The organism is Amycolatopsis oliviviridis (assembly GCF_014654365.1).
Classification (GTDB): domain Bacteria; phylum Actinomycetota; class Actinomycetes; order Mycobacteriales; family Pseudonocardiaceae; genus Amycolatopsis; species Amycolatopsis oliviviridis.
Window position 1 is genome coordinate 37,818 of the sequence record NZ_BNAY01000010.1, and the last position, 13,755, is coordinate 51,572.

The 13,755-nt window shown below is 67.8% G+C and carries 12 protein-coding genes; 5 read left to right on the plus strand and 7 right to left on the minus strand.

Annotation, left to right across the window (positions count from 1 at the left end; all coding sequences use genetic code 11):
• Window positions 1-246 precede the first annotated feature (246 nt).
• The gene (locus tag IE302_RS34370; RefSeq protein ID WP_191258625.1) at window positions 247-792 is read right to left on the minus strand and encodes a hypothetical protein; all 546 of its coding nucleotides are present in this window, start codon (window positions 790-792) and stop codon (window positions 247-249) included.
• Window positions 793-1,363: 571 nt separating this feature from the next.
• Between IE302_RS34370 and IE302_RS34375 the strand changes: the two genes are divergently transcribed.
• Entirely contained in the window at window positions 1,364-2,035 is a 672-nt protein-coding gene (locus IE302_RS34375) for a serine/threonine kinase C-terminal domain-containing protein (RefSeq protein WP_191258626.1), read from the plus strand.
• A 41-nt stretch (window positions 2,036-2,076) separates the two neighbouring features.
• On the opposite strand, the gene IE302_RS43115 is transcribed toward IE302_RS34375, so the two are convergent.
• The 3 genes from IE302_RS43115 to IE302_RS34385 form a co-directional block, all read right to left on the minus strand.
• On the minus strand, window positions 2,077-2,205 hold the full coding sequence (locus tag IE302_RS43115; protein WP_268246789.1) for a hypothetical protein: 129 nt from the start codon (window positions 2,203-2,205) through the stop codon (window positions 2,077-2,079).
• A 310-nt stretch (window positions 2,206-2,515) separates the two neighbouring features.
• Window positions 2,516-3,916, minus strand: a complete 1,401-nt coding sequence (locus tag IE302_RS34380; protein WP_191258627.1) for a hypothetical protein — start codon at window positions 3,914-3,916, stop codon at window positions 2,516-2,518.
• A gap of 224 nt (window positions 3,917-4,140) precedes the next feature.
• A complete protein-coding gene (locus IE302_RS34385; RefSeq protein ID WP_191258628.1) occupies window positions 4,141-5,202 on the minus strand; it encodes a phosphorylase family protein in 1,062 nt (353 codons plus the stop codon).
• Window positions 5,203-5,309: 107 nt separating this feature from the next.
• Between IE302_RS34385 and IE302_RS34390 the strand changes: the two genes are divergently transcribed.
• From IE302_RS34390 to IE302_RS34400, 3 genes are all read left to right on the plus strand, one after another.
• Window positions 5,310-6,029, plus strand: coding sequence for an NUDIX hydrolase (locus IE302_RS34390; RefSeq protein WP_229908102.1), 720 nt, complete (start codon window positions 5,310-5,312; stop codon window positions 6,027-6,029).
• 27 nt (window positions 6,030-6,056) lie between these two features.
• Window positions 6,057-7,505 carry a macro domain-containing protein gene (locus IE302_RS34395; protein ID WP_191258629.1) on the plus strand — a complete coding sequence of 483 codons (1,449 nt, stop codon included), beginning with the start codon at window positions 6,057-6,059 and terminating at the stop codon, window positions 7,503-7,505.
• A 128-nt stretch (window positions 7,506-7,633) separates the two neighbouring features.
• Window positions 7,634-8,449, plus strand: coding sequence for a serine hydrolase (locus IE302_RS34400; protein WP_191258630.1), 816 nt, complete (start codon window positions 7,634-7,636; stop codon window positions 8,447-8,449).
• A 46-nt stretch (window positions 8,450-8,495) separates the two neighbouring features.
• On the opposite strand, the gene IE302_RS34405 is transcribed toward IE302_RS34400, so the two are convergent.
• Window positions 8,496-8,882 (minus strand): VOC family protein, encoded by a 387-nt coding sequence (locus tag IE302_RS34405; protein WP_191258631.1) that lies wholly within the window; start codon window positions 8,880-8,882, stop codon window positions 8,496-8,498.
• A 121-nt stretch (window positions 8,883-9,003) separates the two neighbouring features.
• On the opposite strand from IE302_RS34405, the gene IE302_RS34410 reads away from it, so the two are divergent.
• Entirely contained in the window at window positions 9,004-9,984 is a 981-nt protein-coding gene (locus tag IE302_RS34410) for an FG-GAP repeat domain-containing protein (RefSeq protein WP_191258632.1), read from the plus strand.
• Between the two features lie 102 nt (window positions 9,985-10,086).
• On the opposite strand, the gene IE302_RS34415 is transcribed toward IE302_RS34410, so the two are convergent.
• Window positions 10,087-12,510 (minus strand): glucan 1,4-alpha-glucosidase, encoded by a 2,424-nt coding sequence (locus IE302_RS34415; protein WP_191258633.1) that lies wholly within the window; start codon window positions 12,508-12,510, stop codon window positions 10,087-10,089.
• A 153-nt stretch (window positions 12,511-12,663) separates the two neighbouring features.
• Window positions 12,664-13,545 (minus strand): class I SAM-dependent methyltransferase, encoded by an 882-nt coding sequence (locus tag IE302_RS34420; RefSeq protein ID WP_191258634.1) that lies wholly within the window; start codon window positions 13,543-13,545, stop codon window positions 12,664-12,666.
• Window positions 13,546-13,755: the final 210 nt, after the last annotated feature.

The following is a 13,755-nucleotide window of genomic DNA, read 5'->3' on the forward strand; positions in this document are numbered from 1 at the left end:
TCGAGCGCCCGCAGTGCGCGAAGATAGTTTTCGGATCTTTTCCCGGTATGCAGCCGCCCACCTGTTCGCGTGGAGTTCTTCGAGGCCGGAACAGATCGCGTGAGCGCACCGCTCCGACTGTTGATCAATGGTCTCGGCACGCCGCCGTCCCCCTGTTCTCCAGCATTTTCCGCCTATAGTCGCCGTTTCACGCGAAAGCATTACGGACCGCCTTCGCACGAGGCGGTCTTCACTCGGATGGCCCATTCACCGCGGCAAGATCGAAAGTGCCAGCAGCGCGAGTGCCGCACCACCCCAGAGGGCCACGGCCAGGAAACCCGCGGCCCGCCCGAGTCTCGCGCCGCCAGGCAGGCGGGGCGTCACGACGTCACCGGTGTCGACCTCGGCCAGCCTGCGCACGCGCACATCACCCGTCTTGTCCCTGCGCCCGTAAACCTCGACCACGACCCCGGACGCCGGCGCGGCGGGCGCCCATTCTCCCTGCGCGACGCAGCGGTGCTCTCCCCCCTCGACGTCCTTGACCAGCAAAGACAAACCGCCGACGGTCCGAGATCGGGCGATCTTGCGCAGTGGCAGGGTCCACGGCCAGCCCGCCCCGCCACCCGCGGCGGCCCGGTGCTCCGCGGGCAAGGTCCATCGCAGCACGACACCGGGTACGGCGAGCAGGATCGCCGCACCGCCGAGCACCAGGAGCACCATCCCGAGAGGCGCCCCCACCACGATGGCGAAGACGAGGGTCAGGCCGGCGAACGCGGCACCGATCCGGGCCGACCGCACGAAGTTCTGGCTCATGACCGGCTCCTGACGGACGGCGCCGAAACGCACCACGGTGCCCGTGAGAATCCGGCCCGGCACTCCCGCCCGTGGTCCGTCAGATACCGGAGCCGCGGAGATCACCATTCTCTTCGGCGGTTCGGTCGGTGTCTTTCCCACTTCGCCGCCACACGCCGGACAATGCGTGTCCTCGACGGTCAGTGGCACACGACAGGAAAGGCAGATCGAGATCATGACAGTGACGCTCCTTTTCGACCGATCGAAACAGAATGCAGTCCGTCGACGATTGTGTCGAGTGCCGTCGTGTCACGAAGGTCTCGATCCGAGAACGGTCCATCCGCTTCGCCGGAGGATCTGAAAGGTGTTACCAGTGGACGAATCTCCTGATTCCGCCGCTTCGGGAAACAGCCCTTCCCCGAGCCGTCCGCTATGGGGGCCGGCGCGCGGTCCCGAGGAAATTCCACCGCCGTCACGTGGCGGCGGGGCTCCGGCTCCGCCCCCAGCGGAGCCGCCCTCGGAGCGGATACCCGCCGACGACGCGACCGTTCCCCTCGCGCCCGTCACGCGGTCCTCGCGTTCCTATCGGCCGATGATCGCCGCGGGAGCCGCCACCGCGGTCTTCATCGGCGTCGCCACGGTCGTGGCGGTCACGGCGATCGCCGACAGCGGCAAGCCCGCCGCCGGGCAGGCGACCGGCTCCGCCTCGGTCGCCATCACGACGTCGTATCCCGACGCTTACACGACAACCGACACGACAACCGAATCGGCACCGGTCTCCACGACGACGTCTTCGGAGACGCCGACGGTGACCACCGGTTCCGTACCGGCCGGTTATCGGAAGGTCGAAGGCCCGGCGGGGGTCGAGGTGACGATCCCCGCCGGCTGGCCGGTGAAGAGCGGGACGATCCCTTCCAACAATCAAGCCGACGCCCCGGACGGCTCGGGCAGCTTCCTCCGCTACGGCGGTACGCCGACGCCTTCGATGCCGCTTCGCGAGGCGGTGGCAGAGAACGAAACCTCGAACTCAGGCATCCGCGCCGGCTATCAACGCCTGCGGCTGGACTACGTATCGACCGAAGCCAATGAGACGGTGGTGTGGGAGTTCCTGTTCACGAAGAACGGCGAACAGCGCCATTCCCTGGGCTGGTTCTGGCGGAAGAACGGCTACGACTACGTCGTGTACGCCTCGGCGAAGGCCTCCCGGTGGGACGAACTCCAGCCGGTCCTCGACGTTCTCACGCGGACCGCCGGTCCCCGGTAGCGCGCCCGGCCCGCCACCGGAGGTGACGGGCCGGGCGGTGTTCAGCTGTCCAGCCACTTCCGGAACAGCGCGAGGATCGTCGCGGCCAGGGCGGCGATCCGGCCGAGGGCGCTCAGGACGACGAACCACCGAGGCTCGCGGTCATGGGGGCGTCTCGCGTGTTTCCTCATCGATCCTCCTTCGGATGTGCCGCTCAAACGTTGTTGGGGTCGTCCTCGTCGCCACCGCGCATCGGTCCTCCTCCGCGTGGTCCGTGGCCCGCGGGCCATTCGGTCGGGTTACGACCGAATGGGCGGCGGCGGCGATCGGCGCGCGGTTGTTCGCGAGGCGCCGACGGTGCGCACGCGCGGCCGGATCACGAGCTTAAGGACTGGAGGAACCCACGGACGCAACAGCGGTCCCCGCGGCCGGCAGAACGGTGCATTGCCGACGACCGCGGAGACCGCTCGCCCGTGCCGATGAAGATCACTTACGAAAAGGTCACCCGAACAGCTTCGCGTTCATGGCGCCCTCCTTGGTGTCCGAGACCGCGGCCTGGAGGCCGGAGACGACCTCCGCCACCTTCGGCTGCGCCGCGTCATCGGGGAGAGGTTCTTTCTTGAGCTCTTCGCCCATCTTCTTGAGCTCTCGTTCGAGGATCTGCTGCAACGACGCGTGGTCCTGCTTCTCGGCGTCCTCGATCGACGCGAAACCGGTCCGGATCCAAAGCGAGGTCTTCTTGTCGAGCAGGTTGACCTGGAAGACAGCCTCGTTCCGCTTGACCCCGTCCGTGCCCACGACCGGCACCACGCTGATCGTGGCGGGGTCGATGGAGATGGACGGCGCAAGCGGACCTGTTCCGGCAAGGCCCAGCTTCTGCCGGTCGAGCCCGTAGGGTGGCTTGTCGCCCGGACGGGACACCGCCCGGGCGATCACGGCGATGGCGTAGGCGATCTCAGCCTTGATCTTGAACCAGCGGTTCTGACTGGCGGGCGACGGTTTGCGCCGTCCGTCCAAGAACGCCCCGATGCCGCCATCAGGGTCGACCGAGCGGCCTTTCACCTTGCGGTCGAAAGCGGGCATGGACAGGCTGCCGTTTCCGAGAGTGGTGCCGGATTCCAGCGAGGACGGCGAGACCACGGCGTAGGACATGTTCTTCTGGCCGAACTGGCTCGTGATCTCGGCGGTGTGAGCGGCGCCGATGTTCATGGCGATCGGCGCGCATTCGCCCGCGTGCGCGCCGGCGATCCCGGTCGTCAGCTCGGTCATCGTGGTACTGCGCCGCGTGGACATGTCGAAGAAGGCCCGGGCGTCTTGGAGGGCCTTGCGGTACTTCGAGACGTCGGCTCCGACTGCCGTGGCCTTTTCCTCGAGTTCGGAGCCCAGCCGCTGCATTTCCTCGGTGGACGGCACAGGCGACTTCCGTTCCATGAGGTCGTACCGCTCCTTGGTCCAGGGGACCGAGCCGATGATGAACTCGACCGCTTCCTGGTTCTTCTTCTGCTTGAGGAGGGATTCCGCTTGCGTGACCTGGCTGTCCGTCATGGACATCACCGCGATGGCCACCAGGTACGAGGTATACGACTGGGTGGCCGTTCCCGGCGCCTCGACACGGTGCTCGCTCTCGTGCTCGATCGGCTGAATCTGGAAGCCGGGCAGCACCATCGCCGCGAACTCCGCGGCGCTCACCTCGCCTTGCTTGAGCATTTGCAACGCGACCTTGAGACGGTCTTGAGGGTCTGGTTTCGCGGCGAACCAGCCGAGGTCCGGCCGGGGTTTCTCGACGACGTCTCCCTCGACACCGAGGTTCCGCAGACCGGCGGTGTGGTAGAGCCGGTTGAGCATCGTGGCGATTTCCACCTGCCCGATGCGCGATGCGTGCTGCTCGTCGAAAACGACCACGAAGGGGCTACTGTTTCCCTTGGCGTCACCGGGTTTTCCGACCCCGGCATAGGTGCCCGGGCTCAGCGAGTAAGACGTCTTGTCAACTGGACAAGCAGATTTCGGCTGATACTGCTCCGCCGGCGCGTCACAGCCGGTCGTTCCGGCGCAGAGAAGAATCGCCACCATGACGACGATTCTCGCTCTTCTGGTCCGGATTCGATGTTCCATGGAGTGGATCTCCTTCAATCGAATTGTTCCTGCCACGCCTCGAGCGCGCTCTCGATGACGAGCCGCTCGATCGGATAGCGCGGGCTCAGGGCTCTCAGTGCATCCAAGGCGGCGGTGGTTCCCAGTCGCCCCAGTGCCTCGACGATCCGAACGGTCACTTCGGGATCGAAGATCTCGTGGAAGCCTCGCTTCAGCACCGCCACGGCGTTTTCGTAACGGCCGCTGCCCAAGGCTTTCGCGGCCGCGATCTGCTCATCGACGTTTCCGGACAGCAGGTCCGCTTCCAGCGCGCGGACGGCTCCCGGCGACGCGGCCCTGCGTGTGGGCACGGATTCCGTCAACAGGGTCGCGGCGAACGCGGCCGCGTTGCGCGAAGCTTGTTCCTGCCAGCCTTTCCGGTCGGTCTCTTCCTTCCGGCTGTCGGCGTAATCGCTGATTCCCCGGATGACCACCATCGGCAGCCCGTCGTTCAAATGGCTCGCGACCGCCGCCCCCGCTCCCTCCATTTCGATGGCCGCGGCGTCGTCGTACCGGGTCTCGCACAGTCGCGCGAGTGACGACTTGACCGAATCCAGCACGACCTCGCCGGAGGCGATCGCGCGCACGACGGCTTTCGCATTCGCCCGCCGGTCGCCGATACGCGCACGCGTCCACGCGCCGCTCCCGGCGATCTGTTCCGCTCGCTGGAGACAACCGTGGTCGAGGTGCCAGCCGGTGGGGCGGGGCTGGAAACCGGCGTCGTTCTCCTTACCACTGTGGATCGCGTAGATCTTCTTCGCCACCACCACGTCGCCGAGTTCGAGGTCGGTGTGCAACCGGCCCGCCACGCCGACGAACAGCGCCATGTCCGGCTCATAGGAAGCGATCGCCCGTTCCGTCAGGACGGCCGCGGACGAATTCCCTTGCCCTGTCCTGGCGAGCACGATCCGCCATGGACCGTGCCTCGAGCGGCCGACGGTGAAGATCGTGCCGGCGGAGTGGACCTCTTCTCGAACGTCGAGCAGATGTTCCAGCACGGCTTTGTACTCGACAGGGATCGCCGTCAGGACGACGGCGAGTGGAGCCGGATCGACCACGATGTCCTCAGCAAAGGAGATGACCCTTTGGGTCAGTCTGACGATAGTGGGCGATGGTAGGACGAGGATCACTTGGCGTCAACCTGACGAGAAGCTAGAGTTCGGCCGTGCCCACCAAGTCCAAGGATTCCTGGAAGATACCGAAAGTGGCGGTGGCCGTGGATCTCGCGGTCTTGACCGTCCGCGACGACGAACTGCAGATCCTGCTCATCGAGCGCGCGATTTCACCCTTTCGTGGGCAATTGGCCCTGCCCGGTGGATTCATCGCGTCCGAGCGGGAGGACATCGACGCCGCAGCCGTGCGCGAATTGGCCGAGGAGACCGGACTCGACGCGAATACGCTGCATCTGGAGCAGATGCGTACTTACGGCACCCCCGAACGGGATCCGCGCGGCCGGGTCGTGACCGTTTGCTATCTCGCCGTCGTCCCGGACCTTCCCCTGCCCACCGCGGGCGGGGACGCGCGCGCGGCGCACTGGGAACCCGTCCGGACCGTGCTCGACGACAGCACGTCCGTGGCGTTCGACCACGGATCGATCATCGCCGACGCCGTCGACCGGGCCCGCGGCAAACTCGAGTACACGACTCTCGGTGCCGCCTTCTGCGCTTCTCCCTTCACCATCAGCGAGCTGCGCCACGTGTACGAAACCGTCTGGGGCCAGCGGCTCGACCCCCGCAACTTCCACCGCAAGGTCACCGGCGTCGAAGGGTTCCTCGTCGCCACCGGCGAGCGGACGACCCGCGACGGCGGGCGCCCGGCGGCACTCTTTCGCCGAGGAGACGCCCGGCTCATGCACCCGCCCATCCTGCGCGCTGCGAAGCAGTGACCGACCACGTTCCGAGGTGAGACCGCGATGGTGACCGCCGTGACGATCTCCGTCGTCTGCCTGGCGGCGGCCATCGTCCTGTGGTGGAACACTCGCCTGGTACGGCGGCGAAGCCCGCGGGTTCTCGACGCCGGCGAGATCACCCTGTACCGGGTGCGGCGCAGACCGGAGCGCCACCTCGGCATCGTCACCGGCGATCTGCGCCGGGCCCGCTGCGCCGAGCTGTGGGTCAACCCGGAGAACACCGCGATGCGGATGTCCCGCGTCGACGAACTGTCCGTCTCGGCCATCATTCGCTACGAAGGGGCCTGCCGCGACGCCGCGGGACGTGTCACCGCGGACGTCATCGCCGACGAACTCGAACGCCGGGTCGGCCCGCGGCGCCCCATTCCCGCCGGCACGGCCATCATCACCGGAGCGGGTGACCTGGCCCGGCTCGGGGTCCGCTACGTCGCGCATTCGGCCGCGGTGCAAGGTGAACCCGGCGGCGGCTACCACCAGATCCGCGACGTGGGCCGATGCGCCACCGCGGTGCTCGCGGCGATCGACCGCACCACCGACCCCAAGCCGGTGCGGTCCGTGTTGTTGCCCTTGCTGGGCGCGGGACAGGGCGGGGGTGATCCGATGTCGACCGCCCGCGCACTGGTCGGCGCGACGCTCGACTACTTCGCCGCCACACCCGCCTCGGCGATCACGGCCGTGTACTTGCTCGCTTACACCGACGTCGACCTGGCCGCCTGTCGGAAAGCGTGCGACCGCGCGCCTCTGCTCCCCTTGTCGCCCGGCCGGGAGGGACATCACAGCGAACCGGTCCGCACGACGGCGGTGGCCGCACCGCCGTATCGACAGGCGCGCAAGACCTTGCGGATCGGGCTCACCCTCGACGTCGTCGGTTTCGGCGGCCGCTCCACGACCGGCCGCGAGAGCCTCGAACACCGGATCCCGGCCTTGCTCCGCCGGGCCCTTGCCGACGCGGGCGCCGATCTCGACCAGGTCGATCATCAGTGGCACGGCGACGGCGCCTCGGTCTACCTGCCGAACGACACCGACCCGTCCCGGACGCTGCCCGATCTCGTCGAGGCGATCGTCCGGTGGCTCGACGACGACAACCGGCGCCACGAAGACCGGATCAGGCTGCGCATGGCCGTGGCACTGGGACTCCTCGGCCACAGCGGCACGACCGGGTACACCGGGCCGCTCGTCGTGGACCTCGCCAGGCTGATCGACGCCCCTCCCCTGCGCCAGGCCATCGCCGACGAGCCGGACCGGGACCTCGCCGTGCTGACCTCGGACCACGTGTACTCCGCCGTCGTCCGTCCGGGAACCTTCACGCTCCCCGGACGGTTCCGCCGGGTCGAGGTCACGGTGAAGGAATTCGCCGCGTGCGCTTGGCTGTGGACACCGGGACGCGTCACCCGAAGACCCACCGTGCCGGCACCACGGCCACAGCCGCCCGCCGACCTCGTGGATCCATAGTGGACGGTCACGGGCGGCACGGGCCGAAAGTGACCGGCGTCACTCTTCGCCGGGCCGCGGCAACCTCCGGTGAACGTGGACGCCTTCAAGCTCAGGAAGAGAACCTCTACCGAAAAACTGGGGAACGAATGAAGAGACTTTCCGTCGTCTTGACCGCGCTACTGGCGGTTCTCGCGTTGACCCCCGCCACGCCCGCCGGCGCGACGCCCCGCTTCGACCGGGAACTCCAGGCCCGCATCGCGCGCGCCCAGGCGTACGCCGACAGCAGGCCCGGTGACACCGGAATCGTCCTCCGGGACCGGTGGACCGGCGCCGTCTACCGGAGCGCGGCCGCCGGGACCCTCATCTGGGCCTGCTCCACCCCGAAGCTGGCCATGGTCGTCGACCTGTTGCTGCGCAACGATTCCGGAGCCGTCCGGCTGACCGCCGAAGACCGGGACCTGATCCACCGGATGCTCAACTCCAGCGACGACGCCGCCGCCCACACCCTGTGGACCCGGTACGGCGGGGAAGCCGAGTTCGCCAAGCGATTCCCGTCCTACGGGATGACCGACATGCGGTTCACCGACCAGCACCCGCACCACTGGGGCTGGATCCTGACCACCGCGAACGACCTGGACCGACTGGTCAACTACGTCCTGACGAAGCTGCCCTCACGGCACCGCGACTACATCGTCCGCGAGATGCGCACCGTCGACGTCAACCAGCAGTGGGGAGTCTGGGGTGCGGGTGCCGCCGCGCGACCGGGCAACAAGGACGGCTGGTCCGACGACAACGACGACGGCTCCTGGATCATGAACTCCGTCGGCTTCGTCGGCCCGCACGAGCGGTACACCCTCGCCCTGATGAACAACACCAAGGTCATCCAGAACGGCTACGAAACCGGTCAGGAGACCACCACCAAGATCAGCGAGATCCTGTTCAAGGGTTACTTCGGGGACTGACCCGCCGCGTCGGGCCCGGCGGATCCCGCCGGGCCCGACGCGGTCCTCAGGACCCCCCGGATCCGTAGGGCCGGGTGAGTATCTCCAGCACATGACCGTCGGGGTCGTCGAAGTAGACACCCCTCCCCCCGTCATTGGTGTTGATCTCACCGGCGCCGCTGTGCCTCGGCCCCGCCCAGTACGGCACCTCTCCTTCGCGGATCCGCCCGAAGATCGTGTCGAACTCGTCCTCCTCGACCAGGAACGCGTAATGCTGCCTGGTGAACTCCCCGGTGGCGCGCATGACATCGAGCGAGACCCCGTTATCGGTCTGGACCACCAGGAACGGGCCGAATTCGGCAGGTTCGGGCAGCCCGAGGATCGAAACCAGGAAATCCGCCGTGGCGGCCCGGTCGGTGGCGTTGATGATGGTGTGGTTCAGCTGCACTGTCATGAAAGTACGGTAGAACCTCAGGTTTACTGGAGGTCAACCCGCCGTCACCGTCGGTCCTGGTCAGTAACACTTCCCCGGCCCTCGCGACTTGTGTACTGCAAGCCGACACGAAGGGGACGTGATGCGTGCTTTGGTGATGGCCGGCGTGGCCGGTCTGCTGACCCTGACCCTCGCCCCGCCCGCGGCGGCGACCTCCGGCGTACCGGAACAGTGGTCGGCCGGACCGTTCACGGCGCAGGTCGCGGTCATGGCGGGGGATGTCGACGGCGACGGCAAGGACGATCTGGTCAGCTACAACACTTACCTGTACGGATGCTATGTACTGCGGTCGAACGGTTCCGCCTTCCAGCCACAGCAGAACTGGGGCGCGGGCAACTTCCTGAGCAGCGGCTTCAACGGTAACGCCAACTTCGTCGGGGACATGGACAACGACGGCCGGGCCGACGCCGTCGCGGTCCGGCGGCCCACGACGTCGACACCGCGTGGCATCTTCGTGGCGAGGTCGATCGTCGACTACTACGGCGTGGAACGCTTCGGCACACCCAAGCAGTGGCTCGACAACACCATCGCCGGCGACTACGGGAACCTGGCCGCGGATCTGGACGGCGACGGGGACACCGACATCATCGGCCTGTTCGACGTGGCCACCCTGGCGGCGCGGTCGGAAGGCGGCACGACGCTGCCGCTGGTCGCGTGGGCACCGCCCATCCGCGGCCAGAAGGCGACACTGGCGGCAGACGCCACCGGGGACGGCAAAGCCGATCTCATCCTCGTCGACGCGGGCGGCACGAGAGTGGTGCCCGGCAGCGCGAACCGCTGGTTCGATCCGCCGGTGTCGTGGTCGGCGGTTCCTTTCCACGGCAGCAAGAAAACCCTCACCGCGGACATCGACGCCGACGGCGACGCGGACCTCATCGCCGTCAACGACACCGACGTCCAGGTGATGCGCTCCACCGGTTCGGGCTATTCCGCGCCGGAGGTGTGGTACGCGGGTTCCTTCTCCGGCACCAAGGAGACTCTCACGGCCGATGTGGACGGAGACGGCGACGCGGACCTCGTCGCGGTGAACACCGGCGACGTCTGGGTGCTGCGCTCGCAGTAGGCGGACCGTGAGCAGGGTCCGGACGACGGACCGCCGCCGGCCTCGGCCGGGCCCGCCTGTTCGCGGGCCCGGCCGAGGCCGGTGATTCTCAGCCGACCGGGGTCAAGGCCGCCAGGTGTCGTTCACCGCCGACGTGCAGCCGCTCGAAGCGGCGCCGACGCGATCGGCACCCGACTCCCACGTGACGGCGCCGCCCTCCTTGCGGATGTACTTGTACCGGAAGGCGGTCCCCTTCGGCAGGGTGACGTTCACTGTCCACAAGGGATAGCCGACCGACGACAGCGGGACGGCGTTCGCCGGGTTCCACGCACCGAGTTCGGGACGATCTCCGACGACGAAGATGTTCTGGCCCCAGGAAGTGGTGGCGTTCACCGTGAACTTCGTCGAAACACCGGTGCACGCCGCGCTGTAGCGCTGCTTGACCACCGACGGGGTCTCGACCGGGGCGCCGGCGTCGATCGAATGCGCCAGCCGGACGAACTGCGCCATCGACCACGCCAGCGGTGTCGCCGCGCCGGTGCCTTCGCCGAAGGTGAACCCGCCGGCGCTCTGCCGGTCCCAGACCTGTTCGGGGATCAGGAAACCGGGATTCGCCGAGGCGGCCATGGCGGACAGATGCGTCGTCGCCGGGCGGCCATTGGCCAGTTCGTATTCTCCGCGTTCACCGGTGAGCAACGGCCACAGCCGTCCGACCCCGGCGCCGGTATAGGGACCACCGGAAGCGGTCTCGCCGTAGCCGTCGTGGTTGTACCGGTACCACATCGGCCCGTTCGGGGTGTCCACCTTGAGGGTCGAATCCACTTCGGGCAGCGAGGCGGCGACCTCGGGATCGGCCGCCGGTTTCACGCCCAGCCGGACGAGATCCAGGAAACCGGCGTCGATGATGGCGCGCTCGTCGTGGTTTCCGCCGCCGTTCTGCAGGAAGACGTTCTGGCCGTCGTTCGGAGCGCCGTTGCCGTCGATGCGGTGGAAGTACCGGCCGTCGCCGAGCGGCCCGGACGTGGTGAACGTCCAGGCGTTGACCTGCGCCTGCCACCTGTCGGCGGTCTCGCGGTACCGGGCTGCACTCGCGGTGTCCCCGTTCCGCTCGGCGACGTCGGCGGCGCAGATCAGCCCGGCGATCTCCGCGGCGATGGTGGACGGCGAGTAGCCGCCGTTCTCCTCCCAGCGTTCCTGCGGGGTGGAGGGACCGTGCGCGACGAGGAAGTCCGCGGACTTCTTCACCTTCCCCCACATCCCCGCGTCGAACCGGCCCAGCTGCCACGCGAGCACGATCGGGAAGGCGACCTCGTCCATCTGCAGGCTGGTCCAGCAGTTGGTGCCGTCGAGCCGGGTGTTCTGCGGGAAGGAACCGTCCGGTCGCTGCTGCACGGTGAACAGATAGTCGACCGAACGGTCGGCCGCCGCCGAGTCGCCCGCCGCGATCTGCGCGGTCGAGACCTGGTACAGGTCGCGGGACCACACGGCGTGGTACCCGCAGTCCCCCGTCGTGTTCGCGTCCTTCGCCTCACCCCACGGATTGGTGAGCGAGGCGACGTTCGCACCCGGGTAGGTCTTGTCCTCGTGCGCCTTGAGGGTCATCAGCGCGACGTTGTACTGCGTGGTCAGACCGGCACCGGTGATCGAACGGGGTACCGCGGCCAGCGAGGAGAGGTAGCCGCTCCAGCCGGACCGGTACGCGGTGTCGGCCGCCGCGAAACCACCCGCGAGCGAGGCCGACGCGTTCGCCGACGCGGCGCCGCGATCGCCGCCGAAACCGAGCGCGAGCGTGAAGGTGGTGTCGGTGCCCACCGGAATCTGCCCCAGCTGCACCAGGTTCCCGGGTGTCGAGGCCGAGTCGTACTGCGCGCCGAGAACGTGATCGCCGCTCAGGTCGACGTAACCGTCGCTCGCGGTCCCGCTGTAACCGCTGGTCGCCTTGACGAAACCGGTCGAGGAGGCCAGCGCGCTGGACACCGGCCCGTCCGAAGCGACCAGCTGTCCGCCGGAAGTGGCGCCGGTGTCGCCCATTCCGCTGTTGTTCAGGGACGGGTTGTACAACGCGTACAACTGCAGCGGACCGCCGCTGAGCACCTCGAACCTGGTCTGGATCAGCACGGTGGACCGGGCCGGGTCGGCGGTGTGGGTCTTGGTGATCCGGTAGCGGCCGTCGGTGGCGGTGTTGATCTGCCGGTAGCTCAGGGACCGCGGATCGGTGAGCACCAGCTGTTTGGTGGTGTGATCGCGTTCCAGCCGGGTGAAACCGGCGCCGTCGGAAACCACGTACTGCAGGTCCTGGACGTTGGCGACGTCCACGGTCGGATAGTAGATCTCGTGACTGATGCCCTGGCCGAGGGTGAACCACACCTTCGACGCGGCGCCGGTGGCGGTGCCGAAACCTTCCTTGCCCCCGGTCGTCCAGGCCGCCCCGGTGCCCGGTGCGCCAGGGGCGTCCGCCAAGGGCGCGGCGCTCGCCGGCGTGGACGCCAGGAGCGCTGCCGCGGTCAACAGCGCTATCGGCGCACGACGGCGCCTCGGAAACTTCATGACGGTCCTTCCCACAGGCTTCATCGACGGCAGGATTTGTTGTTAGCGGCAACTTATTACCTGGCCGCCTGGACCGTCAGGGCCGATCGGAGTAACCCGGACCACTCGGACCGGTGGTCCGGTCCCCTGCCCGGCACCGGGCCACGGCGTCGCTCAGTCGGCCTCGACCGCCACCGGGGGACGCAAGACGGGTTCGGCGACTCGCGACTCCGCAGGGATCTGAGCGACCACGAGGTACCCGCTGCCGAGCCATCGGCCGGGCCCCCGGCTCACCGTGCGCTCGGGGGCGTACCGCCAGCGGTAGGTCCACGGCCGCACCAGGCGGTCGAAAGGCGGGACCAGCGCGGTGATGTCGTAGAACAGGACGTCGTGTGGCCGCAGGCCCGATTCCCGCATCCGGCCAACCAGTCGGGACGCCGGCAGGGCGTGGATACCACTCTTGTCCGCGCGGTGCCTGCGCTCTTCCGGGACCCCCAGGAGCCCCTCCAGCCGGCCGAGCAGGCGCCGCGCCGGCCAGAACGCGCCCCATTCGAACAGCCGGTACGGGCTGAGCGGGTTGAGCATCGTGATCACGACGAACCCGCCGGGCTTCGTCACGCGCGTGATCTCGCGCAGCACGCGGTCGGCATCGACGTACTCCAGCACTCCCATCGCCAGCACGATGTCGAAGCTGCCGCCGGGGAACGGCAGGTCGCCGATGTCGGCGACGTGCAGCCGGACCTTGTCGTCTTCGCGCAGGCCGCGCGCGGCGATGTCGATCATCGCGGCGGACTGGTCGCACGCGGTGATGCGGAACCTCCCGCCGTCACCGCCGAGCAGGTGGTGGACCATCATGCCCGGTCCACACCCCACATCGAGCAGGTCACCGGACGGGAAGGACCGCAAAATCTCCGCGATGGCATACAGCCGCGACGCGAAATAACGCTCACTCGGACCGGATCGATAAGCCTGCGCGTAATCGTCGGCAAACCGGGGATCCTGATAGTGGAGACGGACCTGTCTTCCATGATCTGAATGGCTGTTTCGACCGAACACCTGCCTACCTCCGTACTTTTGTCAGGCACCGCAAGAGATTCCGGAAATCATCGGCAGCGTAGACCAGCTTCGGCGTTTCATTGCGCGATTCGCAGAATGCGAGGAATATTCCGGACTCCGAGTACCGGAATGAGAGGAATCCATCGGACCATTCGTACCGATCTTCCAGCCCGGGATCGGTGGCAAGATTAAGGAAAGATATTTCGGCGG